This window comes from Candidatus Uabimicrobium helgolandensis, from assembly GCF_041508025.1.
Taxonomy (GTDB): domain Bacteria; phylum Planctomycetota; class Uabimicrobiia; order Uabimicrobiales; family Uabimicrobiaceae; genus Uabimicrobium; species Uabimicrobium helgolandensis.
The window spans coordinates 8,582,300-8,605,355 of record NZ_CP165719.1 but is presented as its reverse complement, the minus strand read 5'-3'; the positions used below and the strand labels follow the sequence as shown (position 1 = coordinate 8,605,355).

General features: G+C 33.3%; 17 protein-coding genes. 9 read left to right on the top strand and 8 right to left on the bottom strand.

Annotated features, from left to right (window positions below):
• The first annotated feature begins 73 nt into the window (after positions 1 to 73).
• Positions 74 to 3,952 (top strand): protein kinase, encoded by a 3,879-nt coding sequence (locus UABHE_RS31785; protein WP_372367459.1) that lies wholly within the window; start codon positions 74 to 76, stop codon positions 3,950 to 3,952.
• Here UABHE_RS31785 and UABHE_RS31780 read toward each other — a convergent pair.
• A complete protein-coding gene (locus UABHE_RS31780; protein WP_372367458.1) occupies positions 3,937 to 4,131 on the bottom strand; it encodes a hypothetical protein in 195 nt (64 codons plus the stop codon). The two genes, UABHE_RS31785 and UABHE_RS31780, sit on opposite strands and share 16 nt — an antisense overlap.
• 180 nt (positions 4,132 to 4,311) lie before the next feature.
• Positions 4,312 to 5,667, bottom strand: coding sequence for a hypothetical protein (locus UABHE_RS31775; RefSeq protein ID WP_372367457.1), 1,356 nt, complete (start codon positions 5,665 to 5,667; stop codon positions 4,312 to 4,314).
• Positions 5,668 to 5,951: 284 nt separating this feature from the next.
• On the opposite strand from UABHE_RS31775, the gene UABHE_RS31770 reads away from it, so the two are divergent.
• The 5 genes from UABHE_RS31770 (at position 5,952) to UABHE_RS31750 (ending at position 12,117) form a co-directional block, all read left to right on the top strand.
• Entirely contained in the window at positions 5,952 to 6,656 is a 705-nt protein-coding gene (locus tag UABHE_RS31770) for a lysophospholipid acyltransferase family protein (RefSeq protein ID WP_372367456.1), read from the top strand.
• 112 nt (positions 6,657 to 6,768) lie between these two features.
• On the top strand, positions 6,769 to 8,544 hold the full coding sequence (locus tag UABHE_RS31765) for a protein kinase (protein WP_372367455.1): 1,776 nt from the start codon (positions 6,769 to 6,771) through the stop codon (positions 8,542 to 8,544).
• Between the two features lie 130 nt (positions 8,545 to 8,674).
• The gene (locus UABHE_RS31760; RefSeq protein WP_372367454.1) at positions 8,675 to 9,949 is read left to right on the top strand and encodes an orotidine 5'-phosphate decarboxylase / HUMPS family protein; all 1,275 of its coding nucleotides are present in this window, start codon (positions 8,675 to 8,677) and stop codon (positions 9,947 to 9,949) included.
• A 233-nt stretch (positions 9,950 to 10,182) separates the two neighbouring features.
• A complete protein-coding gene (locus UABHE_RS31755; protein WP_372367453.1) occupies positions 10,183 to 11,292 on the top strand; it encodes a hypothetical protein in 1,110 nt (369 codons plus the stop codon).
• A gap of 84 nt (positions 11,293 to 11,376) precedes the next feature.
• Positions 11,377 to 12,117 carry a helical backbone metal receptor gene (locus tag UABHE_RS31750; RefSeq protein WP_372367452.1) on the top strand — a complete coding sequence of 247 codons (741 nt, stop codon included), beginning with the start codon at positions 11,377 to 11,379 and terminating at the stop codon, positions 12,115 to 12,117.
• A gap of 1,014 nt (positions 12,118 to 13,131) precedes the next feature.
• On the opposite strand, the gene UABHE_RS31745 is transcribed toward UABHE_RS31750, so the two are convergent.
• The 6 genes from UABHE_RS31745 to UABHE_RS31720 form a co-directional block, all read right to left on the bottom strand.
• A complete protein-coding gene (locus tag UABHE_RS31745; RefSeq protein ID WP_372367451.1) occupies positions 13,132 to 14,010 on the bottom strand; it encodes a regulator of G-protein signaling domain-containing protein in 879 nt (292 codons plus the stop codon).
• Positions 14,011 to 14,166: 156 nt separating this feature from the next.
• Positions 14,167 to 14,754, bottom strand: a complete 588-nt coding sequence (locus UABHE_RS31740) for a transposase (RefSeq protein WP_372367450.1) — start codon at positions 14,752 to 14,754, stop codon at positions 14,167 to 14,169.
• Between the two features lie 305 nt (positions 14,755 to 15,059).
• Positions 15,060 to 15,248 carry a hypothetical protein gene (locus UABHE_RS31735; protein WP_372367449.1) on the bottom strand — a complete coding sequence of 63 codons (189 nt, stop codon included), beginning with the start codon at positions 15,246 to 15,248 and terminating at the stop codon, positions 15,060 to 15,062.
• 321 nt (positions 15,249 to 15,569) lie between these two features.
• The gene (locus UABHE_RS31730; protein WP_372367448.1) at positions 15,570 to 16,298 is read right to left on the bottom strand and encodes a transposase; all 729 of its coding nucleotides are present in this window, start codon (positions 16,296 to 16,298) and stop codon (positions 15,570 to 15,572) included.
• A 926-nt stretch (positions 16,299 to 17,224) separates the two neighbouring features.
• Complete coding sequence (locus UABHE_RS31725) at positions 17,225 to 17,953, bottom strand: transposase (protein ID WP_372367447.1); 729 nt, start codon at positions 17,951 to 17,953, stop codon at positions 17,225 to 17,227.
• Between the two features lie 255 nt (positions 17,954 to 18,208).
• Positions 18,209 to 18,769 (bottom strand): transposase, encoded by a 561-nt coding sequence (locus tag UABHE_RS31720; RefSeq protein WP_372367446.1) that lies wholly within the window; start codon positions 18,767 to 18,769, stop codon positions 18,209 to 18,211.
• A gap of 163 nt (positions 18,770 to 18,932) precedes the next feature.
• Between UABHE_RS31720 and UABHE_RS31715 the strand changes: the two genes are divergently transcribed.
• The 3 genes from UABHE_RS31715 to UABHE_RS31705 all read left to right on the top strand — a co-directional run bounded on the left by UABHE_RS31715 (position 18,933) and on the right by UABHE_RS31705 (position 22,951).
• A complete protein-coding gene (locus UABHE_RS31715) occupies positions 18,933 to 19,175 on the top strand; it encodes a hypothetical protein (RefSeq protein WP_372367445.1) in 243 nt (80 codons plus the stop codon).
• 208 nt (positions 19,176 to 19,383) lie between these two features.
• Positions 19,384 to 20,859, top strand: a complete 1,476-nt coding sequence (locus UABHE_RS31710) for a hypothetical protein (protein WP_372367444.1) — start codon at positions 19,384 to 19,386, stop codon at positions 20,857 to 20,859.
• A 667-nt stretch (positions 20,860 to 21,526) separates the two neighbouring features.
• Positions 21,527 to 22,951: a hypothetical protein gene (locus tag UABHE_RS31705; RefSeq protein ID WP_372367443.1), complete on the top strand. Its 1,425-nt coding sequence runs from the start codon at positions 21,527 to 21,529 to the stop codon at positions 22,949 to 22,951.
• Positions 22,952 to 23,056 lie beyond the last annotated feature (105 nt).

Here is a 23,056-nt window from a genome sequence, read left to right as displayed (position 1 = left end):
GGTTTTTGAATAAAACGCTCTAACATTTTTAGCGTTCGAACAGTTCTCTTTTCTACAACTATAGAGATATCTTGTGTCAAAAAATATTCTAGCTAAAAAATATCAAATTATTTGCGAACTAGGTCGCGGCGGAATGGGTATTGTTTATCTCGCTTATGACCTGGAAATAAAACGTAAAGTTGCTGTAAAAGTAATACAAAATTCAGAAACTGTGGCATCAATGAGATTTATTAGAGAAGCGCGAGCCATAGCAAAACTCGAACACCCATGTATAATTAGTGTCTACGAATCCATAAAACAAAATAATATGACATATCTTGTAATGGAATATGTAGAAGGAATGACACTTGATGTATTTTTACAAAACAAATCACTTAGCTTACATCGTAAAATTGCTTTGTTTTTCCAAATAGTTGAAGCTGTTCACTATGCTCATGAACAAAACATCATTCATCGCGATCTCAAACCTCGAAACATAATTATTGACAAAGAACAAAATCCTTACCTTTTAGATTTTGGTCTAGCAAAAGTAATCAATGATGTAGATCGCTCTATTACTCAAAGTGGTCAAATAGTTGGTACTCCTAAATATATGTCACCAGAACAAGCAAGAGGAGAAGTAGAAAAAATAACTCCGAAATCAGATATTTATTCTCTAGGTGTTATACTTTATGAAATTTTAACAGGAAAACCACTTATCTCAAAAAATAGCACAATACAAATATTACTAGAAATAATTGAAAAATCAATCACACCACCAAGGCACCTAAAAAAAAGTATTCCTAGAAGTTTAGAAGTGATATGCTTAAAAGCACTACAAAAAAAACCATCCCATCGTTATAAATCAGCAAAACATTTTGCCAATGATTTACATAAGTACCAACAAAATAAATCAGTATCTTCATTTTCTTTATACAAAAAATACATTGCTTACGCTTTTTTTGGGCTTGTAATTCTTGGAATAATATTCAGCTATCGATCTAATTTTAACGCGAAACCGACTACTTTTTTTTCTATAACCGTTTACCAAGAAGCTTTGTACTGGTTACAACGAGGCTTTTATCAAGAAGCAGAAAAGTCTTTTCTGGAAGCCTACAATCAAAAACTATTAAGTCGTAGTGATTTAGATGGATACATGGTTGATATTTATTCACAAATTGGTAATAAAGAGAAATTCATACAGCATTACAAAAGTTTAAATCCTACACAAAAAAATAGCATCTCTGTAAAATTAGCAAAAGCGCAAATGCTCTTCAAGAGCAATAAGAAAAAACAAGCGCGCAATTTATTCTCTTTTGTATGGAAAAATGGCAATGCGGAACAAAAATGTTCTGCCGGTTATTATCTTGCGACCCAGCTAATTGAACATCTAAAATACAAAAAAGCTCTTTTAATTTTAGAACAAATAAAAACAATCAATACAGAGTTTAAAGAAAAAGAACATATTGATTTCCTAATAGGTAAATGTCTATTCCACAAACAAAAAATAAAAGAAGCTAAAGTGTATTTACAACGTGCTGTAAAAAACCAACCACATTTCTCTGATAGCTATTTTTATTTAGGAAAAACGCAAAGTATTTTACAGGAATATCCTACAGCAGAAAAGACTTTGAGAAAGAGTATTTCCTTAGAGAAAACTAACAGCTATTACTTCTCTGAGTTAGGCAAAGTATTATTCCACCAAAAAAAATATTTATCTGCCAGCGATGCTTTCGCACAAGCAAAGAAATTAGATCACGAAAATATGGAAGCATTTGAAGGATATACGAAAGTTGCCTACACAGATGTACAATTTTTGCGCGTTCGCTACGTTCAAGTTATGTATGAAATAAATAATTTTGAGTACGTGCCGAAAGACTTACTTGCTATGCGATTTGTAAACCTCGCGAGCAAATATCATCCACACTACTTACAACAACAAAAAGTTCTGAATACTAAAGGCAATTTATTACCACTTGTCACAAGACTATCTTCTAAAGATTCTAAAATTGCGAAGCGTGCTTACAACGCTTTATGGTTAATGCGTTATCATCCTAATCTACAAAAAGTATTCACATTAGCCAAATTTAGGTCTCTCGCGAAAATATATAAAAACATTATTGTTGCTCGTAAAGCAGAGGAGCGCTACGCTATAAATTATCTCCTAGCGCAAGGATATTTTCAACCAAAAATGTTAGCCTCTATAAACCCTAAAACATTAATTCAAATCCTAAAAAACAATAAAGAAGAGAATATTCTGAGATATTTAGCAGCCAAAGCCCTTTTGAAACAACTGCTCTTTTCGGAAGTTATAGATGTTTATAAAAATGGAGATAATACTCAGAAAATTATATGTTTATCTGCTTATAAAGATATTCACTTAGACTTAACCTTGCCACAACAAATAGTAATTCCCCAAAACACTTTTTTACTATCACTATATGCTAAAAATCATTCTGCTATTGATGCGACAAAACATGTGTTAGACATGCTGAATCATAAAAATGCCTATGTTGCATTACACACTGCGCATAAATATTTTTTCAAGAAAAAATTACAAGCAAAATGCGAACGAGTTTTACAAAAACTAATGACCAATAAAAACAAAGATATAAGAGCCGCAGCGTCCTATTTTTTTTGGCAACAAATCTCAAAAAACACAATCTCTCAAATTTCGAAAACTCGCATACATGAACTATGGAAAAGCGGTTTAAACGATGTTAGTGAAGTACAACTTGCCTTACTGCAAAATGCTTCACAATTAAAACTTTCTTATATAAAATCATCTATTAATGAATTACTTAGTAAAACTTCCAATATTTCAGTACATATTTTAGCAATAAAGGTTTTCGGTCGTTTAAAATCACAGCAAGATCTTGTCCCGTACTATGCAAACAATAATCACGTTAATATTTTACGCGCCTTTGCCGCCTTAAAACACGCAAAAGTAGCTTTTCTTACGTTTATGGAGTATAAAACGAAACATCAAGACAAAGGTCTTATATGGTTAGCCCAAAAATTTGTTCCTATACAAACAAATTATTTGATTGAACAACCTGACGAAATATTAAGAAGTTATGGTTACGCAATTCATAGTTTTATGGCAAAAAATATAATTCCTTTTATATCTCAAGAAAAAAGTGATGATATGAAAGCTGTGCTTCTCACATTTACCACTGTTGGAACAGGAGCATTTAAAATATTTACTCAATTAAATGGAGTATCGGGTTTCAATTCACGCAAAGTTAAAACCGAGACCACTAATAAATACCTAACATATCCCCACGAAAACATAAGAAAAGGGGCTTGTTATGCTTATATTTATATTGTAGAAAAAGGTTTGCGTGATCAACTTTGTGAGAAAATACTAAATAATAATTCGACACAATTAAGGAAAGCAGCTGCGCGAAGTTTATTCTATAAAGTGCAAAATAAAGTTGATGCACAAGATGCAACAACATTTGTAAACTATGTTTTAAGTTCGATTAGTTCACAACAACAAACTTGGTCAAATGTTGGTGTTTTTAAAAAACATATTAAAAACGAAAATAAAAGGATGGAAGTAAAGGAGTTTTTAGAACAAATATTGAGATTGGATTCTTCAGAAGCAGAGTATCACTATTATATGTTTCTTACACTTAAAGAAAAAAAGCACAAAGCTCAAGTCTATTTAAAAAAAGCATACAACTTAGATAAATCTAATCCTATGTATCTTATTGATATGTTTCGTTTAGAAAAAAATAAATTTTTTCTAAAACAAATATATAAAAATTCAACATCCACAAATATTCCTGAAATGTTATCTTCTATTTGTGATGTTAAAGAAGAAATTGTAAAAAAAATACTATTACAAAATTATTGCTCACTTACATCTAAAAAAGATGCTGTTTTGCGTAAGGTTGCGTGGAAAAATCTATGCTTGTTTTACAAAAGTAAAAATCCCTTTCAGTTTATAACTTACGATGGTAGATAATTTACTCTTTCCAATCGTGCATACAAAAATTCAACACAAAAAATCGCAAAATAGCGGCAAGATAAAATAGAAACAGCTACAATATCAAAGGTAATCTGATTTGGAGATGTGTACAAACAATAAGCAAGAACAAACAAACATACTACAAGTTTAATTAGGCATAGTTTAGTTGATTTCATTTCTATCTCCTTGGTAGTTAGTTAATTGATTAATTACTATATAACTAAGTATATCAAATCACTCTACCTCCATCACCCAAAACAAAAAAGCCTTATAAAACAAGAGCCACAAGTATTGCCACTCCCTACATCCAAGAAATATAAGGCTCATATGCGTGATGACAACTTGTGTTCCCTAATTTAATTAGAGCTTATACCGTTTTGTTTTTGCGTTTTAGGAAATAATTGCAGCGAAAAACGATAACCTTTACGCCCGACTAACATACTTTTTTTAAAATGTAGAGGTTTTTTGTAGCTAAAATCTAAAAAAGTGAGTTGGTCAATAAATGCAACCGCAGGTTCCAGAGAAGTTGCGAAATAGAAAAAACTGCTTGTCCATTTGTAAGTAATATCCTGTTTTTGACGGCTTGGCTCTACACAAAGAATATCAAGAGAACTTAAAACTATAGGTTTTTCCTGTATCGTGGCAATAAATTGATTAAGCCTTTTTGCAGTATTTGCTTGATAACCTTTTAGCTGTTTATATATTTTTTCGGTGATTTCTAGTTTTTTGATACTATGAGTAGTATTTTGCAATTCTTTTTGTAAGACATCTTTTCTTAACATAAGATTTTTTAGTTTTTCTCGTCCTTTTTCAATGCTTGTAAAACTAATCTTAGGTTTTCTTTGCAATTTAGCTTTAGGTTTTACTTTTTTTGCTTGCTTTACATTGTTAGGTGTTTCTAGTGGGACAATTCTTAGTTGTGTGACAACTGAAATAGGAAGTTTCCTAGTTATGTCAAAAATATTGATAACTCTTTCCAAAGATGACGCTGAAAAAGAAAACTGTGCTTTTTTAATCGTATTTTGCATATCTTTTGTTGATTTGATATTCGAAATAAGAGATTTCGTTTCTTTCAATACTTTTTCAATATAAGGAAAATCTATTTTAAGAAACGAAATTTCTATATCTATTTGTTTACTATTTCCTTTTGCATTTATTCGAGATATAGCAGTGTTTATGCGCTCGAAATCTTGTACTATTCGACCGAGAAGATTAATATCTCTTATTGAAAATTTATAGTTAAACTTTGATACAAACAATTCACTTAGTTTTTTTTCTTCTTCTAAAGTGTAAGCAATACTATTTTTTTTTAAAAAAAGATTTATTTGCTTTTGAGGATCACTGTCCTTTAAATTTTTGCAAAAAGACTCAAGTATACTGTGCTGAATAAAAAACTGAGTATAATTTTGATTGAGAACCTTTAATTTCTTTTCTAGTTCAGCAACGGCCTTTTGATGGGTGGCTATTTTTCCTTGTAATTCTTTTTTTTCTTTGGCAGAAATAGGCTTATTTTTCTTTGTTAATAACTCAACTTTTTTTTCTAGCTGAGAAAATTGCGCTTGTAATTTTTGTATTAATTTATTCTGTATTTGTAACTGCTTATTTAACTCTTTATTAGATTTTTGTAATTCTTTTAGCGTTTTTTTTTCGTCCTCTTGGGCAACAATACCAACCATCACTATGAATAAAGCCATCGCAAAATATCTCGACATAGAAAAGTCCTTTTTACAAAAAAAATTGTACGAAAATCGCGTGTTTAACGACTAAAATTTTGCTAACATTAAGGATTTCTATCAGGATGTTGTACAACTCCTCGATAAGAAAATGCCTTAACATTATATTTTACTACAGCAACATATTCCATAAGAAAGGAAGCGCGAAACTAAATGATTTTATAACTCACATAAATATCCAAGGTATTTGGGCGCTTACATATTCATTGATCCATTTGAATAAATATCGACACATTCCAATTATTTAATTTCGTGGCTATACAATGAAAAAAACTTTACACATTCCCTGGTGGGAAAAAATACTTTTAACTATTATTCCGCCGATTGTTGCAGGTCTGATGAAGTTACTTTGTTTAACATATCGCGTTGTCCACGTTCAAGGTGACCGCAAGGCGATTTTAAAAAAACATGATGGACGTGCGGTTTTTTGTACATGGCACCAACGTATGTTTTATCACTTTCATTTCTTTGGTAGTCTTCATGTTACAATGATGATTTCTGCAAGTAAAGATGGTGAGTGGGCCGCTAGTATAGCCCGCTTACTTGGTTTTAAATATGTTCGTGGTTCTACGCGAAAAAAAAATATCGATAAGGGTGGGAAAAATGCAATGGAAAAACTAATCGATATGGTCGATCAAGGAGAATCAGCAGGAATACTCGTTGATGGCCCAACAGGACCGAATCGCAAAGTGAAAATAGGTGCCGTTTTAATCGCCCAAAAAACAGGAGCTCCTCTTCTTTCTGAAATGTGGGGATGCAAAAGTGCATGGGTGCTAAAATCCTGGGATCGCCATCTTATTCCAAAACCCTTTACAAAAATATATGTTATCCACAGCGAACCGATATACGTCCCTAAAGATGCAAATCGAGAGGAATTAGAAAAAATTCGTTTGCGTTTAGAAAAAGTAATGAATGAAGATGTAGAAAAATGCGACGCTTATTTCTATAAAAACTCTAGCAAATCTTAGTTGCAATTTGTTAAGTGAGACATTCAGTGGGGAACTACACCCACTGAATGTCTCACATCATTGAGTAATTTAATGTAAAATCCACTATAAATGGACTAAAGCGAGCTACAAAATGCACAAACGACAACCGCCTTCCATGGCAAAAACACTTCAAGATGTCAAATTTCCACAATCAAATTACGATATGATTAAAGAACTAGGACGCGGTGGCATGGGCGCTGTCTATCAAGCGCACGACAGACAGTTAAATAGAGTAGTTGCTATAAAAGTCATATTAAGTACTACAAACATAAACCTAAAACGATTCGAGCGCGAAATACTTGCTACAGCCGCATTAAACCATCCTAACATAGTAAAAATATTTAGTGTTTTCTTACAAAACAAAGTGCCGTGTATGGTTCTTGAGTACATAGAGGGAAAAACTCTCAAAGATTATCTTTTAAAAAATGACATTAATGTTAAAAATAAAATTACACTTATGAAAAAAATTGTAGATACAATTGCCTACGCACATAAACAAAAAATTCTACATCGTGATTTAAAACCTTCAAATATCATCATGGACGTATGTGGTGAACCACGCATTATGGATTTTGGCCTAGCTAAGTTAACTAATATCTCTCGAAAATCTATTACAAAATCAGGAGATGTAATTGGCACTCCAAAATATATGTCACCTGAACAAGCACAAGGTTACACTAGAAAGATAGATGAACAGTCCGACGTATATGCTCTAGGCGCTATTTTTTATGAAATTTTGTGCGGAGAACCAGCGGTAAAATCAGAAAGCGCTCTTTCAATGATGCACGAAGTGATATATAAAAAACCATTACCAATGAAAGGTGTAGATTATGATATTCAAAGAGTTTGTTTTCGCGCTCTTAAGAAAAAGAAAAAATATCGTTATAATAGTGCTAGAGAGCTATCGAAGGATTTGTCTTTATTAGAAAAAAACAACCATTCGCGACTAAGCGTTAATAATCCTTTATATCGCAGTAAAGAACTTTATGAACGCTACAAGTTACCTATACTTATTGTTAGTACTATTTTCATTTTAATGTTGATAATAAACCTGAACCAGACAACACAACAAAACAAGATAACAAGTTTGATGAATAAAATAAACAAACACGCTTCGAATAAGGAATGTGAACAAATGATAGAACTAGCAAACGAAATAATTTCGATAGACAGTAATTTCGTAAATGCATATATTCGAAGAGGTCTTGCACATAAAGTTTTAAAAAACTACTCACAAGCTATTAAAGATTTTGTATTTGCTTCAAAAATAGGTCCAAAGGCACGTAGTTATTATCATTTAGGATGTGTGTACCGCATTCAAAAAAAGTATGATCTTGCAAAAAAATATCTAACAAAAGCCATTACCTTACAACCCAGCATGGTTTCCGCATACGCAGAACGAGGCCTAGTTTATGCTAAAAAAAATGAAGTAAAAAAAGCAGAAAAAGACCTCATTCATTTTATTAAAAATAGAAAAAAAATAAACAATTCCTCAGCCTCTATCGCGCATTATAATTTAGGAAGTTTATACCAACAGCAAAAAAAATATTCCTTAGCAGAAAAAAACCTAACGATATCAATCAATTTAGATCCCAGTAATTCAAAAGCACATAATAATCGCGGTATGTTGTATGCTTTGCAAAAAAAATACAAACAAGCAATTAGTGATTTCAGCAATATGATATTATATTTTCCGAAATCTAACATAGCTTACTACAACCGGGGTCATGCTCATTTCAAGTATAAAAACTACAAAAAAGCAATTAACGATTTCGAAAAAGCGATCGAGCTGGGTATTTCAAAGAAGTTATTACAACCTTATATTTATAAAGCTCGATTGTCCTATTCAAAAAAGAACAATCAATAACGTACTAAAATTTTTGCCCTGACAATACTCTATTATTGTGTTAAGCTAAAAACAGAGAAATTATATATTACTCTGTGTTTATTACAATAGGGTAAATTTCTGATTTTTTAACGGAGCGTATTTTTTTCTTATGAAACCAAAGCTATCCGTATCACTAGAGTTTTTACATCTAGAGAATGCTATTTTCTGCGCAGAACAAAGCGTTTCTGCTGGCGTAGATATAATTGAGATCGGTTCTACTTTATTAAAGAGCACTGGTCTAACAAGCATCAAAGTATTGCGTGAGCGTTTTCCTGAAGTAACATTAGTTGCTGATATGAAAGTTCAATCTAATGTTGAATCGGAAATAAAGGCCGTAGCTGATGCTGGAGCAAATAGCGTAACAATTTCTGGTAATGTATCTCCTCAAATTTGGCAACAAAGTTTAGAAGTGGCCAAAGAGCATAGCGTGAATGTTATTCTTGATTTTCGCGATGTTGTTCACCCTAGAAGGCATATTAATAAAAATATTCCTGATGGTTTTGACACCATAATGCTATCCTTACAACAACCTTCTTTTGCACTACTGCAAAAAACAACATCAATATTAACTACTCCTATTGGAGTGCAAGGTGTTGAAGAAGAGGATGATATTGTTGAAGCTATCTCACTTGGAGCATCGGTTATTGGTATCCGCTTCTCTGATGCTAAAGAAAAAAGCATTCAAGAAGCAGTAAAATCAATATTAAAAATACTATCTAATGCAAAAAGAACCTTCCCAAAAGATCCAGTATCTTTACACGAAGAACAACTTTTGCAATTATTAGAACAAGTATCTCCTAGTGATTTTTGCGAAGTGAGTGATAAACCATGTTTTTTAGAAAGTGTATACCCTGTACAAAAATATACAAAAATCGCAGGGAAGGCTGCTACTTTAAAAGTTTGGCCTGGTGCCGAATTAGCAGTTCTCGACTTTCTAATGAAAATGGAATCGCACTGTATATTAGTAATTGATGCTGGTGGTCGTGGTTCTGCTGTTTGGGGACAAATGGCAACAGAAATTGCGATTAAAAAGGAACTTGTTGGCGTTGTTGTTTACGGAAGTATCAAAGATGTAAACAAGATTCGCGAGAAAGGCTTGCCTTGCTACACAAGCTCTATTACTCCTATTATTACCAAAAATCAAGATTCTAGTTTTAGTGGAAATTGCCCATTAAAAATAGGCGAAGTTTTCATCAAACCTGGTGACTGGCTCATCGGAGACGATACAGGAGTTATTTCCATTTCTCAACAAGACATTTTCTTTAAAACCAATGAAGCACTCAAACGTTACAATGAACGTATGGAGATAATTCGAGGAATAGAAGGTGCAAAAGACAAAGATTTGGAAGAACTCGTCCATAAGTACAAGAAATTACACCTTTAGTTGTCACAACTTAACAATAGTAAAATGTAATGGGCAGTAGTTATTATTAACACCGCTGTCCATTACATCCTCATAAATTACCTACCTCTAGACACACTCTGTTCTCTTATGATATAATAAAGAATCTTCTCATCTCGTTTTATGATCTTATAAATATTTGTTTTAAAACACATGAGAATGTGATTAGGGGAACCTAATTGAAATTGTTATATTAGTTTATTTTGGAGATAACGATGAAGAATTTTCTATTAATATTCATCATGTTTAGTTGCTTTTTTATTACTGCAGAAAACGATACTTTAGTATACTACGCGTCCTTCGAAAAAGGAAGTACCGACTGCGTTTACCAAGGTATTGTTCCGAGTAATGAAAACAATCAAATAACTCAAATCAATTCCATAAACGTTTTTTTCTCTCAAGAAAAAATAGGTCGCGTAGATATAACCATTATTATCGGCGAAAAAGTAAAAGAGCTTCTTGATGTTCAAGTAGGGAAACAGGTTATTAATGAAACTGTTAATGCCAAAGATTCTATAGAAATAACAGCCAAAGCATATGCTTTTTCTAACGCAATGGTTAGCATCGTTTGTGATGTTGATTGTACAAAGAAAGCAACAACAGAACGCGCAGGAAAAAAACCTTACGGTAATTTGCCTATAAAAGGGCAAAAAGTAAAAAATGGCTATTATGTAGGTGCAGCAAACATCAATCATAAAGGTTCTTTTTACGCAGCAACATATACAGCAAGTAAAAACGGAAATGTGAGTATTAAAGTTTCTGCAGTTAATGCCAACGGTTCTACAAAAGACATCACCGTTTTTAATAAACCTGTAAAAAGAGGTCAAACATATATACTGAATCACCCTTTCATAAATTCCAATGGAATTTTCGTTGTTAGTACGACAATCCGTAACGCAAAAGGATCTGGAAATATCAACGCTGGTAGCCTTTCTTATGCTGTCATAAAAGGCGGAAAAAAACCAGGAAATGGCCCTAAAAAGCCTTATGGTAACTTAAGCCTTGCTGTGCAAGAATCAAAAGCAGGTGGATCAAGCCCATACGTTGGAATGAAAGAGTTAAATCTTCGCGGTAATTTTAATTCAGCGACATTTGTTGCGCAAGCAACAGGACGCATAATTGTTAAAATCGCTGCTATCAATGCAAATGGTAAAACAAAAGAAATTGTATTGTTCAAAAAATCAGTAAAGCGCGGAGAAACTTACCTTGTAAAGCACAAACCAATAAAGTCAACAGGACTTTTTCTCTTAACAACAACGATAAGAGGACCAAAAGGTATCAAAGGCTTTTCTGCTGGTAAAATCGATTATGTTGTTACAAAATAAGTAACACAATATAACGTAGGGCGGTCTTGTACCGTCCTACTAACGAGTGAAGTATCGCAAATTTGGAAAATATAAAGGTTAAATATGACGAGAATCATCTCAATGGTTCCTTCGTGGACTGAAACTCTATTACACGCAGGAGTTGAAGTTGTAGGCCGTACGCGTTTTTGCTTACATCCTGATGATAAAGTAAAATCAATTCCGATTGTTGGTGGCACTAAATCGATTTCTTGGGAAAAAACAAAAGACCTAAAAGCCAATTTTTTATTACTTGATCGCGAAGAAAATACTTTAGAGATGGCCGAAAAAAGTATTCTTAAAAACTTAGTTAGTCATATTTGCGAAATAAAAGATATCGCACCTTTTTTAACCACACTATCACAACACTTACAAAATGAAAAACTGCTTGATTACAGCAAACGCTGGCACAAAATTGCCCAACAAAACACACCAAAACAACCCCTAGATAAAATCCCGGGTATTAAAGAATGGATAACGCCTTTAAAGAAAACATGCCAACAATTTGTATACTTAATTTGGCGAGATCCATGGATGTGCGTATCAAAAAATACCTTCATTGGCTCCGTATTCAATCACTTAGGGTTTTCAGATTATCACTGGAGTAACAACGAAAAATATCCGCAAATAGATATCGAATCATTTGACCGCGAAACAACACTATTACTATGCTCCACAGAACCGTTCCCTTTTCACCGCAAAAAAGACGATTTAAAACAATTAGGATTCTCTTGTGCGATTATAGACGGCGAACCTTATAGTTGGTTCGGACAACGCTCTTTGCTTTTTTTAGAAAGCAAAATTTAGTAGGGCATGTCATCATTATATTTCTTTTTCATAACACTTCGGGCAAAACAGTCATGCCAATGATTTTTTGCAATCATACTATAACAACAAAAAACGATCTTAACAACTGGGTACAAAATTGCATCATTGAGCTTCAGACGCCTAACACAGTTATACTTCAAAGCGAAAACATATACTTATTTACTGAAGATATCATATCAACTGTTGTTACATGTAATAAAAACAAAAATAAACAAATAGAGCTATGCTCATAAGGGTTAAAGCTGTATTGAGTCGCGGTCTTGACTCTATTTCACGCGAGAGAACATGATGTAGAAACATTTCCAACATTTTTAGCATTTTCATCTGCCTTTCTAAATGATTTATAGAAGTTCGATCTACGTGTATACGTAATGTATTGAGGTTTTGTTGAAAAACGGATTAAGAGGTTTGAATCCGTGCAGAAATGTACGCTAATAACTATACCTAATGAATCATTTTTAAGACAGATTTAAGTGTCTATAAAACGGCGATTTTCGATTTGCTAGACAACATTTTTATAGTACAGTAATTTCTATTGATACCTGCCGCAAAGCGTATTAACGGGGCTCAATCACTTCAGCCATACAGCTTACGACCTGCAGTATTTCTAACTACGCTACGTCTATATGCCGTATAGGTGCCGGTGTGGCTGGTAACAAGGTCTGTAGCAATATACGTAACCACGTAACCACATGGCTATTTTTGACGTATTTAACGCTTCGAGCGAAGGTGTTAACAGTGAATTTTTTGTTGAGTACGACCAGCTAGTGGACCCTGTGACCGGTTAATACAGTCGTTATGATATAGCTGGTATGGATATTGGCAGGACTCTGGAGCAGGTGAAATTAGCGATTTCGCTTTACCTGTAGTTGGTAGTCCAGCAGGAGACGCAAAAATAGTTATTGCATTCGACCCAAGTAGTGCTAATGGAACCAGCAGGTATTATGCGTGGCTGGTTGGTTAATTTAGCACCTTAGTAGTTTGGTATATTACTTATTTTTTTACTACAAGCCTTATTTCATCTAGTGTTTCGATTAGAGTTTGATCGAATTCTAACACGTCTATTGAAACCCTATTTTCTATCAGCCAAGTGAATCCTTCTTGTACTTCTTCGTCTAGATCTTCAATTTTCTTTTTGTATTTCTTTATTATCTTTCGTAGATCTTTCTTTGTTGTTTTAATTTCTTTTTCTAAAGATTTTACTTTTTTGGCTCCGCTGTATTTTGATAAAAAACGGGTGTATGAGTCGGTGTACATTAGTTTAAATATGTCTTTTTGGGCTGTTTCGAGTGCTTTTTTGTAATCGTCGCTTTTCCATTGGTCGTTTTGAGCAATGTTATCCCATTGTTGTCTTGTTGTATGGGGAAGATTAATTATTAGTTCTGCTTCGTTACTAACATATTTTTCATAGAGATATGGGCCTTTTTTTTTCTTACTTTCTAGGTAGAAAAGTATATTTTCTTGCGAAAGTTCTTTTACAAGAAAATCATTGAATTCATTCTTTAGTTTTTTAGCTTCTAAAAGCTTTTCTAGGTCTTCTTTTTTCATACCTAGTCTTTCTTTTTTCGCCTTTCTAAGTTTGTCTTTTAGATTTGCAAGAGTGTCTAGAGTTGGCCCAAAATCTAGATCGAATTTTATGTGTTTACTTAACTTATTAGATTTGAGTCCGCACTCTTTAAGAAGTTGTTTCCTGTCCTTCTTTTTCTTTACACTTTTGCTAACCGTAGAGTGAAATTCTTTGAATTGTTTTTCGGCTTTCTTTTTTGCTTTATTCCACGTTTTGCGTTCTTTGCTTTTAGCCTCAATTGTGGTGGCAAGCAAAGCAATTATTAGTAAAAATGTACCTATTTTGTATTTCCCAATATTATACATAAGCGCTCCTTCTAGTGGTTGGGGGTTGGGCCATAAACCATTTCATTTATTAACTTGTAGGGGATCTGGTAGGATTTTGCACGAATCCTGGCGGTACCCCTGGTTGTTTAACTTTGAGGTTATCCTAGCATAAATCTATGGTTATGTCTCTATTTTTTAGGAGTTGGGGTTTGAGCCGTTCTTACCAAGGTGTAGATATCTTTCTATTTCGTTACGGTATATATTCATTCTATTTGGCTTAGGGACAGACAGAATATAGCTTGATGCAATTTCTGTGTCCAACTTGGCTAGAGTAGTTGTACGACTAATTTGCTTGATTCCCATTCCTTGTTTGTGAAGTTTTTTCACTTTTTCGACGAGTTTTCTTTTATGCTTTTGAGTTTTAGGTTTCTTGATTTTTATTGTCTTAGTTTTAGTTTGTGCCCTTTTAACTTTTGTGGTCTTTGTCTCTGTCGCAATTTCAATTTTACTCGCTAAATTTTTCTTAACGTACTCCCTACTTGCTTCTAACAAGTTGTGAACCAAATGAAAACGATCTGCTATCTGGATAGCTTTAGGGCATTTGTTATTGATAGCTTTTGCATATGCAAGTGATCGATCTCTACAAACAATCCCGATGTTTAGGTATTTTTCTAACCATTTTTCTAGCGTTTCGCTATCGCGATTACTTATTACTGCTATTGGTTTTCTACTTTTCAGATCACATATCAAAGTTCCATATGTGCAATCACACCCCTTAGCCATTTGGGGATCTAATAAGGGTGTCAGACCTTTTTCACGGAGGCAAGCTTATATATACAAATAAATTTAATAAGGGTGTCAGACCTTTTTCACGGAGGCAAGCTTATATATACAAATAAAGACTTTGTTGATTGGATAATCAATGGAATTTAAGAAAAAGAGAATAGTAGCGAAAATAGTAGTTGAATAAAAATTCAATTATAAGGAAATTGTGTGCAGAAGATGTAACATTAAGGAATTATTCACAGACTTTGAGCATTGTCGATGTTCGCAATCATTTTGCTCTGGGATTACAGTAGAACAGCTTGCTAACTAGTATCGATATTCATTTTTCTGAGAGTATATATTTCGTTTTCTTCCGTCTTGTAATTTTTTCGTTTTTCATAGTATTTATGTTTAGCATGTTCTTGAATAATATTTTGTACAAATTGCTTTGAGCCGTATATGATGCCATAAGTGAGTGGCTGTTGTTTTTTCAGTAAGCCTTTTTCTTCCATAGCTGATTGCATTATTTGACGGTATTTTTTTTGTCTTTGTTTAGGTGAAGAACCTAGCTGTAAATATTGCTCATGGTAATCAATAAGGGTGTCAGACCTTTTTCACGGAGGCAAGCTTATATATACAAATAAAGACTTTGTTGATTGGATAATCAATGGAATTTAAGAAAAAGAGAATAGTAGCGAAAATAGTAGTTGAATAAAAATTCAATTATAAGGAAATTGTGTGCAGAAGATGTAACATTAAGGAATTATTCACAGACTTTGAGCATTGTCGATGTTCGCAATCATTTTGCTCTGGGATTACAGTAGAACAGCTTGCTAACTAGTATCGATATTCATTTTTCTGAGAGTATATATTTCGTTTTCTTCCGTCTTGTAATTTTTTCGTTTTTCATAGTATTTATGTTTAGCATGTTCTTGAATAATATTTTGTACAAATTGCTTTGAGCCGTATATGATGCCATAAGTGAGTGGCTGTTGTTTTTTCAGTAAGCCTTTTTCTTCCATAGCTGATTGCATTATTTGACGGTATTTTTTTTGTCTTTGTTTAGGTGAAGAACCTAGCTGTAAATATTGCTCATGGTAATCTATTTTTAAAATACCTTTTCCATATGCATGTTGTCTATAACTAGAGTATTTCCAATCTTTAGGATGTTTAGTTACGCCGTTTCTCGTCATATTTAATTCAACGTAAAACAGGCAGTTCATGTAGTATTCTTCTGATTCTATGATAGTTGAATGGTATCTTCCTGTCCAAAAATGCCCTGTTTTTCGATGTTTCTTATTGTATGCTTTTGCAAAATGACCTTGGCTATACTGCATAAATAGAGATAAGTTCTTGTTTCGTGGTGTACCTAGAATCAAATGAATATGGTTACTTGTAATACAGAATCCATGAATACTTACATCGTACTTATCTCGCGCTTTGTTTAACATTGCGAGGTAGAGATCAAAGTCTTCATTGTCGTTGAAAAAATATTGGCGATTATTACATCGTGCGACAACATGGTAGACTCCACCAACATAAATTAATCTTGGAGCACGCATCTTTTCTCCTATTCTTAAGTTATCGAAAATTAATTCTTATTATATTGTATTGCTCGACAACTTTAGATAGCGTAGCGTAGATTTTAAACGTTAGAAAACATTCGGAAAAGATGATTGAAAGACTTACTAATAAGGGTGTCAGACCTTTTTCACGGAGGCAAGCTTATATATACAAATAAAGACTTTGTTGATTGGATAATCAATGGAATTTAAGAAAAAGAGAATAGTAGCGAAAATAGTAGTTGAATAAAAATTCAATTATGAGGAAATTGTGTGCAGAAGATGTAACATTAAGGAGTTATTCACAGACTTTGAGCATTGTCGATGTTCGCAATCATTTTGCTCTGGGATTACAGTAGAACAGCTTACTAACTAGTATCGATATTCATTTTTCTGAGAGTATATATTTCCTTTTCTTCCATCTTGTAATTTTTTCGTTTTTCATAGTATTTATGATTGGCATGTTCTTGAATAAATAATAAGGGTGTCAGACCTTTTTCACGGAGGCAAGTTTATATATACAAATAAAGACTTTGTTGATTGGATAATCAATGGAATTTAAGAAAAAGAGAATAGTAGCGAAAATAGTAGTTGAATAAAAATTCAATTATGAGGAAATTGTGTGCAGAAGATGTAACATTAATTAATAAGGGTGTCAGACCTTTTTCACGGAGGCAAGCTTATTTAATAAGGGTGTCAGACCTTTTTCACGGAGGCAAGCTTATATATACAAATAAAGACTTTGTTGATGAGATAATCAATGGAATTTAAGAAAAAGAGAATAGTAGCGAAAATAGTAGTTGAATAAAAATTCAATTATGAGGAAATTGTGTGCAGAAGATGTAACATTAAGGAGTTATTCACAGACTTTGAGCATTGTCGATGTTCGCAATCATTTTGCTCTGGGATTACAGTAGAACAGCTTACTAACTAGTATCGATATTCATTTTTCTGAGAGTATATATTTCCTTTTCTTCCATCTTGTAATTTTTTCGTTTTTCATAGTATTTATGATTGGCATGTTCTTGAATAATATTTTGTACGAATTGCTTTGAGCCGTATATGATGCCATAAGTAAGAGGCTGTTGTTTTTTTAGTAAGCCTTTTTCCTCCATTGCTGATTGCATTATTTGGCGGTATTTTTTTTGTCTTTGTTTAGATGAAGAACCTAGCTGTAAATATTGCTCATGGTAATCTATTTTTAAAATACCTTTTCCATATGCATGTTGTCTATAACTAGAGTATTTCCAATCTTTAGGATGTTTAGTTACACCGTTTCTTGTCATATTTAATTCAACGTAAAACAGACAGTTCATGTAGTATTCTTCTGATTCTATGATAGTTGAATGGTATCTTCCTGTCCAAAAATGCCCTGTTTTTCGATGTTTCTTATTGTATGCTTTTGCAAAGTGGCCTTGGCTATACTGCATAAAGAGAGATAAGTTTTTGTTTCGCGGTGTACCTAGAATCAAATGAATATGGTTACTTGTAATACAGAATCCATGAATACTCACATCGTACTTATCTCGCGCTTTGTTTAACATTGCGAGGTAGAGATCAAAGTCTTCATTGTCGTTGAAAAAATATTGGCGATTATTACATCGTGCGACAACATGGTAGACTCCACCAACATAAATTAATCTTGGAGCACGCATTTTTTCTCCTATTCTTAAGTTATCGAAAATTAATTCTTATTATATTGCATTGTTCGACAACTTTAGATAGCGTAGCGTAGATTTTAAACGTTAGAAAACATTCGGAAAAGATGATTGAAAGACCTCAAAAGCATATATTTAGATTTATGCTTTTGAGATCTTTGTCGAATCAATTAGCTCTGACACAACTGAATGACATTCATGCCAGCGGTAGCCAATAAAGCATTAGTTTTTTTGCTCTGACACAATTTTGCTCTAAAGCACTTCTTGATGTTCGTTTAAGTTACGAAGCAATCTCAAAACATCTCGTTGCTCTGTATCCAGTAATGGTTGAATGGGAAACTGCTCTTTCTTACTTCGATGATAACTCCATCCATTAGAATGCAGCCATCTCGAAATCGTTCTTTGGCTTATGAAAATCGAAAAAGATTTTACCAGATAGTCTCTAATAATTTTCAGTGTCCAGTTACTATGAAAGTAGTGTTTTCCTAGCTTACTGGGTTTACTTGTTTGTATTGTTGTTTGAATCTCTTGGGAGCAATTAGCACTTATCAAGCAAGGTCTTCCTGGCCTTTGTAAATCGAATATTCCCCAGATACCGTTTTCTTTGTATTTACAAACGGTGTTGTACACCGTCTTGCGACAACAGAAACATTGTACTGCTATTTGATTTCGCGTATAGCTTACTGTTGCACTTGTTGATAACAATATTATTTGGGCTCTATAAGATACTCGACCGATACCTTTTTTATAGATTTTTTTTAGTAATTTACGTTCTTTTCCTGTAAGATTTAGGATACTTATTTTCGCATTCATTGTTTTTCCTTTTTGATAAATAAACAATGAATGCATTATCCTCTTCTTACCTCTAAATTCATCAAAAATTGTCAAAAATCTTTTACAACCCTTTAAAATCAGTGGGTAATTATTTTTGTCACATTACTTAGAAGGTAAAAACAAAGTAGTTAAATAAAGAGAAATGGATTGCAAAAATAAACATGTAGTAATAGATAATCTTGCTATTACTATTGTAGAAATAACCGGGTGCATCGGAAATGATAGAGATCATGAGTACGAGGTATTTCAAAAATACTCCAGCGAATTATTTGAGAACAATAACTACTTCATTATTTTTGACATTCAATTAGTCCATGTCAACGATAAGTTTATTGGATTGATGTATCGTATGTATGAAAAATGTAAAAGAAAAGCGGTAATTTAGTTTTGTGTAACGTTTCAAACTATTTAATGGACATTCTACAATTGGTTGCTCTCGATGAAGTTTTTTCGATATTTCAAAATAGCGACGAAGCAGTAAGGTATCTTGTCAAAAATTATTAAGAATTGCGCTTATAGTTCGTATATTCATCAGACCTTGGCGAAATATATTTCTGAACATAGAGTCTACCTAGATAAATTGAAAGCTAAAAATGAACAAAATAAACGGTCAAAATTTAAAAACACTAGAAAGCGATACAGAGTATAAAAACTGTGATTTTTATTTAGCTGAAAAAGAATATTTGATTACAGACTCTAACTTCACAAACTGTAACTTTAAATCTAAGGTCACATTTAGAGAAATACGTGGTTGTAGTTTTCATAATTGTGTGTTTTCTAGCGAGTTTATCGTAAATTTACCTAGTAAGCATCTAACAGAGTTACCAAAAGAAATAACACATCTTACTGATCTTACTCATCTAGTTTTATCCGATTGTTACAAGCTGAAAGAGCTACCCAAAGAATTAGGTCAGCTCACCAATCTTACTCATCTTCATTTGTCTGATTGTTATAAGTTAAAAAAATTACCAAAAGAAGTAGGGCAACTCATCAATCTTACTCATTTAGTTTTATCTCATTGTTACAAGATAAAAAGACTACCAAAAGAAATAGGGCAACTCTCCAATCTTACTCACCTTCGTTTGCCTTACTGTCCTAACTTAAAAAATTTATCTAAAAAGATAGGGCGACTCACCAACCTTGTTCACCTTGATTGTTATTATTTAAAAAATCTGCCAAAAGAAGTAGGGCAACTTACTAATCTTACTCATCTTCATTTGTCTTACTGTTCTAATTTAAAAAAAATATCTGGAGAGATTATAAAACTCGCACAGCATGCTAACCTTACTCACCTTCACTTGTCTTATGTTGACAAAATACCAAAAGAAATAAAACAATTGAATATCATTACACACCTAGATTTAAGTAAGGTGGAACCAACAACAATACTAAAAGAGATAGGGAAAATTACTAGCCTTACCCACCTTAATTTACAGTCGAAAAAATTAAAGAGGCTACCAAAAGAAATCGGACTACTTACTAACCTTACTTACTTAAACTTGTCGCACTGTGACGAACTAACAGAGCTACCAAAAGAAATAGGGCAACTTGTTAACCTTGCTCATTTAGACTTGTCTCACTGTAAAAAGCTAGGAGAACTACCAAGAGAGGTAGAACTACTTACTAAGCTTACTCATCTTAATTTATATTTGAACAATCTAGGAGAACTACCAAGAGAGATAGGACTACTTATTAACCTTACTTACTTAAACTTAACCTTGAACAAGCTGAGAGAATTGCCAAAAGAAATCGGACTACTCACTAATCTTACTCACCTTGAGTTAGGCACAAACAAATTATATAAGATACCAAAAGAGATCGGAAAACTTACTCATCTAACAAAACTAGATTTATCTTCTAACCATTTAATATCGCTGCCACAAGAGATAGGACAGCTTAGTAAACTTGTTGTTTTGAGCTTATCTAGTAATAACATAAAAGAACTGCCTGAAAGTATTCGGCAACTTGTTCGTCTTGCTTGTTTAATTTTAGATCGCCACACGTTTAAAAAGTCTTATATTGATTCACTTGTAAAATCACTACCAAATTGCATATATCTTGTAGGTTAGATTTCTTCCATAGTAGCAAGCCAATACTCAACAAGGTTTCTCACTCAGTGATAATGACACCAATAATTTATTTACCAAGCGCTTATGGAAACACAATGCTAGGCTTGGTAGAATTCTGAAAAAAATATGTATTAGTACTTACATTCGGCAGCTAAATTTGTAAAAAATAACATTTCTTGGTGCCAGAGTGATTACGATGGGCGCATGTAATAATAACAAAATCTGGAAAACAGAGGAAAAAGGAGCAACACAGCATAAAAAATGATGGAACTTTCCAGTGTCAGACTCACCATTTAAATCTCATGTATCGGAATATTCAACAAGACTTTTCAGTTACCTACATCAGAATACAAATGCAGTAGCTTCGAACAATTATCTAGAGAAGCGAAAATTCCTGAGTGACCAGGGCGCGCAGCTGTAATTGCGTAACGAAGGAGCAACAAAACTAGAAATTTAAAGAACAAAATACCAATAGGTAAATACTTTTGGCGAGTCACTTCGTTACATAGTTCTAAATAATTACCCACTCTAAAAGTTTTCGATACAAGAACATACAAGAACATACAAAACCGCAAAATCTTACAAATTTAGTTGATACTACCTACTAAATTGTTATATTGACTTAAATTCCAATATTGTAATCCAGTAAAAATTCAGCGAGAAAAAAATGGCGAAAAATAAAAAAGTAACCCCGAAAAAAAAAGCTACCGTAAGTAAAGCTGCTCTAGAAAATTCATTTCAAAAAGCAGAGGAAAAGACCATTGAATGGATGATGAAAAATCCGGAGAAAATGATCAAAGAACGTAAGAATTTTATGCAGCAATTACTAAAAAAGCGTTGTTGTTACGGTGGGCAAGGTGGAATACTTCCGATTACAATATCTCCGCTCTTTTTAAAAGAAGAGTCGATGAAACTCATTGCAAGCGTGGGAGAGCAGCTTGATCGTATACTTGATAAAGTAACGAAAGCTTACTTTGAAGACGAATATGTCGCTTCTTATTTTCCGTATACCGATATTCCCAAAGAATGGATTAATTGGGATTCAGGTTATGAAAAACCGACGATTCTCAACAGACATGACGCGATATTTGATGGCAAGAATTTAAAGTTCATCGAGTTCAATACCGATAATCCTGGTGGGCGTGGGTGGTCGGATATATCGGAAGAACTTTTTCGAAAACACACAATCTACGGTGACCTAATTAACAAATTCGCTCCTCCCAGTCAACGCAGAATGTTGCGCGCTTTAAAAGAAAGTTTATTATCTTGCTATAAAGAATCGGGCGGGACAAAAAGTAAACCGCGTGTCGCTTTGGTATCGTTCAAGAAATTTCTTACCGGTTCAGATGACGAAATCGTTCGCGATTATCTCATCGAAAACGGAATAGAAACTAATTTTGTCGATGCTCGCGACTTTGAATACCGCAACAAAAAACTATATTCAGGCAATGTTCCTTTTGATATAGTAAACCTTACCCTGAGATTTACTTTCTTCAAACGTTTCCCCAATGAAATGAAAGACTTTTTGTCTGCCGTTCGCGATCGCAGTGTTTGTTGTGTTAATCATTTCCGTGCAATCATTGCATCTCATAAAGAAGCTCTCTCTTTTATTACAAACGAAGAAAACCATCATTATTTTACAAAAGAAGAAGCGGAATGTATCAAAAAATATGTACCGTGGACACGCAAAATGGACGAAACAATTACCATTTCAAAAGAGGGATGTGACGTTGCGTTACAAGAATATGTAATCAAAAACCAAGAAGAATTGGTCTTAAAACCAACGGATGGCGCAGGCGGTTACAATGTATTTGTCGGCAAAGTAACACCCAAAGATAAATGGATTGATGCCGTATCTTCAGCAATAGGTTGTCCGTGGTGGATCATACAAGAAGCAGTAAATATTCCAGAATATGAATTTCCTGTACTACGCGATAATAAAGTCGTTTTAGAAAAGAAAAACCTTAATGTTAATCCGTATATCTTCAAAGGAAAATACGTAGGTTGTTTAGGTCGAATATCTGAATCAAAAGTAATTAATGTAAGTGCTGGTGGAGGTATTATTCCAATATTTGAGTTAATCTCAAAATAGAATAATAAAAGTGACTACTATAGTGTCATGACTATTATAAACGTGTATAGTGCGGATCAATATATTAAACTATTGATCCGCACAAACACATCGACTACTGTTGTA

What these genes read in the sequence shown, in the direction of transcription:
- UABHE_RS31710 (WP_372367444.1), top strand. Translation starts at nt 19,384, where the DNA reads ATGAACAAAATAAACGGTCAAAATTTAAAAACACTAGAAAGCGATACA.
- UABHE_RS31705 (WP_372367443.1), top strand. Translation starts at nt 21,527, where the DNA reads ATGGCGAAAAATAAAAAAGTAACCCCGAAAAAAAAAGCTACCGTAAGT.
- UABHE_RS31725 (WP_372367447.1), bottom strand. Translation starts at nt 17,953, where the DNA reads ATGCGTGCTCCAAGATTAATTTATGTTGGTGGAGTCTACCATGTTGTC.
- UABHE_RS31720 (WP_372367446.1), bottom strand. Translation starts at nt 18,769, where the DNA reads ATGAATGCGAAAATAAGTATCCTAAATCTTACAGGAAAAGAACGTAAA.
- UABHE_RS31770 (WP_372367456.1), top strand. Translation starts at nt 5,952, where the DNA reads ATGAAAAAAACTTTACACATTCCCTGGTGGGAAAAAATACTTTTAACT.
- UABHE_RS31730 (WP_372367448.1), bottom strand. Translation starts at nt 16,298, where the DNA reads ATGCGTGCTCCAAGATTAATTTATGTTGGTGGAGTCTACCATGTTGTC.
- UABHE_RS31750 (WP_372367452.1), top strand. Translation starts at nt 11,377, where the DNA reads ATGACGAGAATCATCTCAATGGTTCCTTCGTGGACTGAAACTCTATTA.
- UABHE_RS31735 (WP_372367449.1), bottom strand. Translation starts at nt 15,248, where the DNA reads ATGGAAGAAAAAGGCTTACTGAAAAAACAACAGCCACTCACTTATGGC.
- UABHE_RS31740 (WP_372367450.1), bottom strand. Translation starts at nt 14,754, where the DNA reads ATGGCTAAGGGGTGTGATTGCACATATGGAACTTTGATATGTGATCTG.
- UABHE_RS31755 (WP_372367453.1), top strand. Translation starts at nt 10,183, where the DNA reads ATGAAGAATTTTCTATTAATATTCATCATGTTTAGTTGCTTTTTTATT.
- UABHE_RS31765 (WP_372367455.1), top strand. Translation starts at nt 6,769, where the DNA reads ATGCACAAACGACAACCGCCTTCCATGGCAAAAACACTTCAAGATGTC.
- UABHE_RS31715 (WP_372367445.1), top strand. Translation starts at nt 18,933, where the DNA reads ATGGATTGCAAAAATAAACATGTAGTAATAGATAATCTTGCTATTACT.
- UABHE_RS31745 (WP_372367451.1), bottom strand. Translation starts at nt 14,010, where the DNA reads ATGTATAATATTGGGAAATACAAAATAGGTACATTTTTACTAATAATT.
- UABHE_RS31760 (WP_372367454.1), top strand. Translation starts at nt 8,675, where the DNA reads ATGAAACCAAAGCTATCCGTATCACTAGAGTTTTTACATCTAGAGAAT.
- UABHE_RS31780 (WP_372367458.1), bottom strand. Translation starts at nt 4,131, where the DNA reads ATGAAATCAACTAAACTATGCCTAATTAAACTTGTAGTATGTTTGTTT.
- UABHE_RS31775 (WP_372367457.1), bottom strand. Translation starts at nt 5,667, where the DNA reads ATGTCGAGATATTTTGCGATGGCTTTATTCATAGTGATGGTTGGTATT.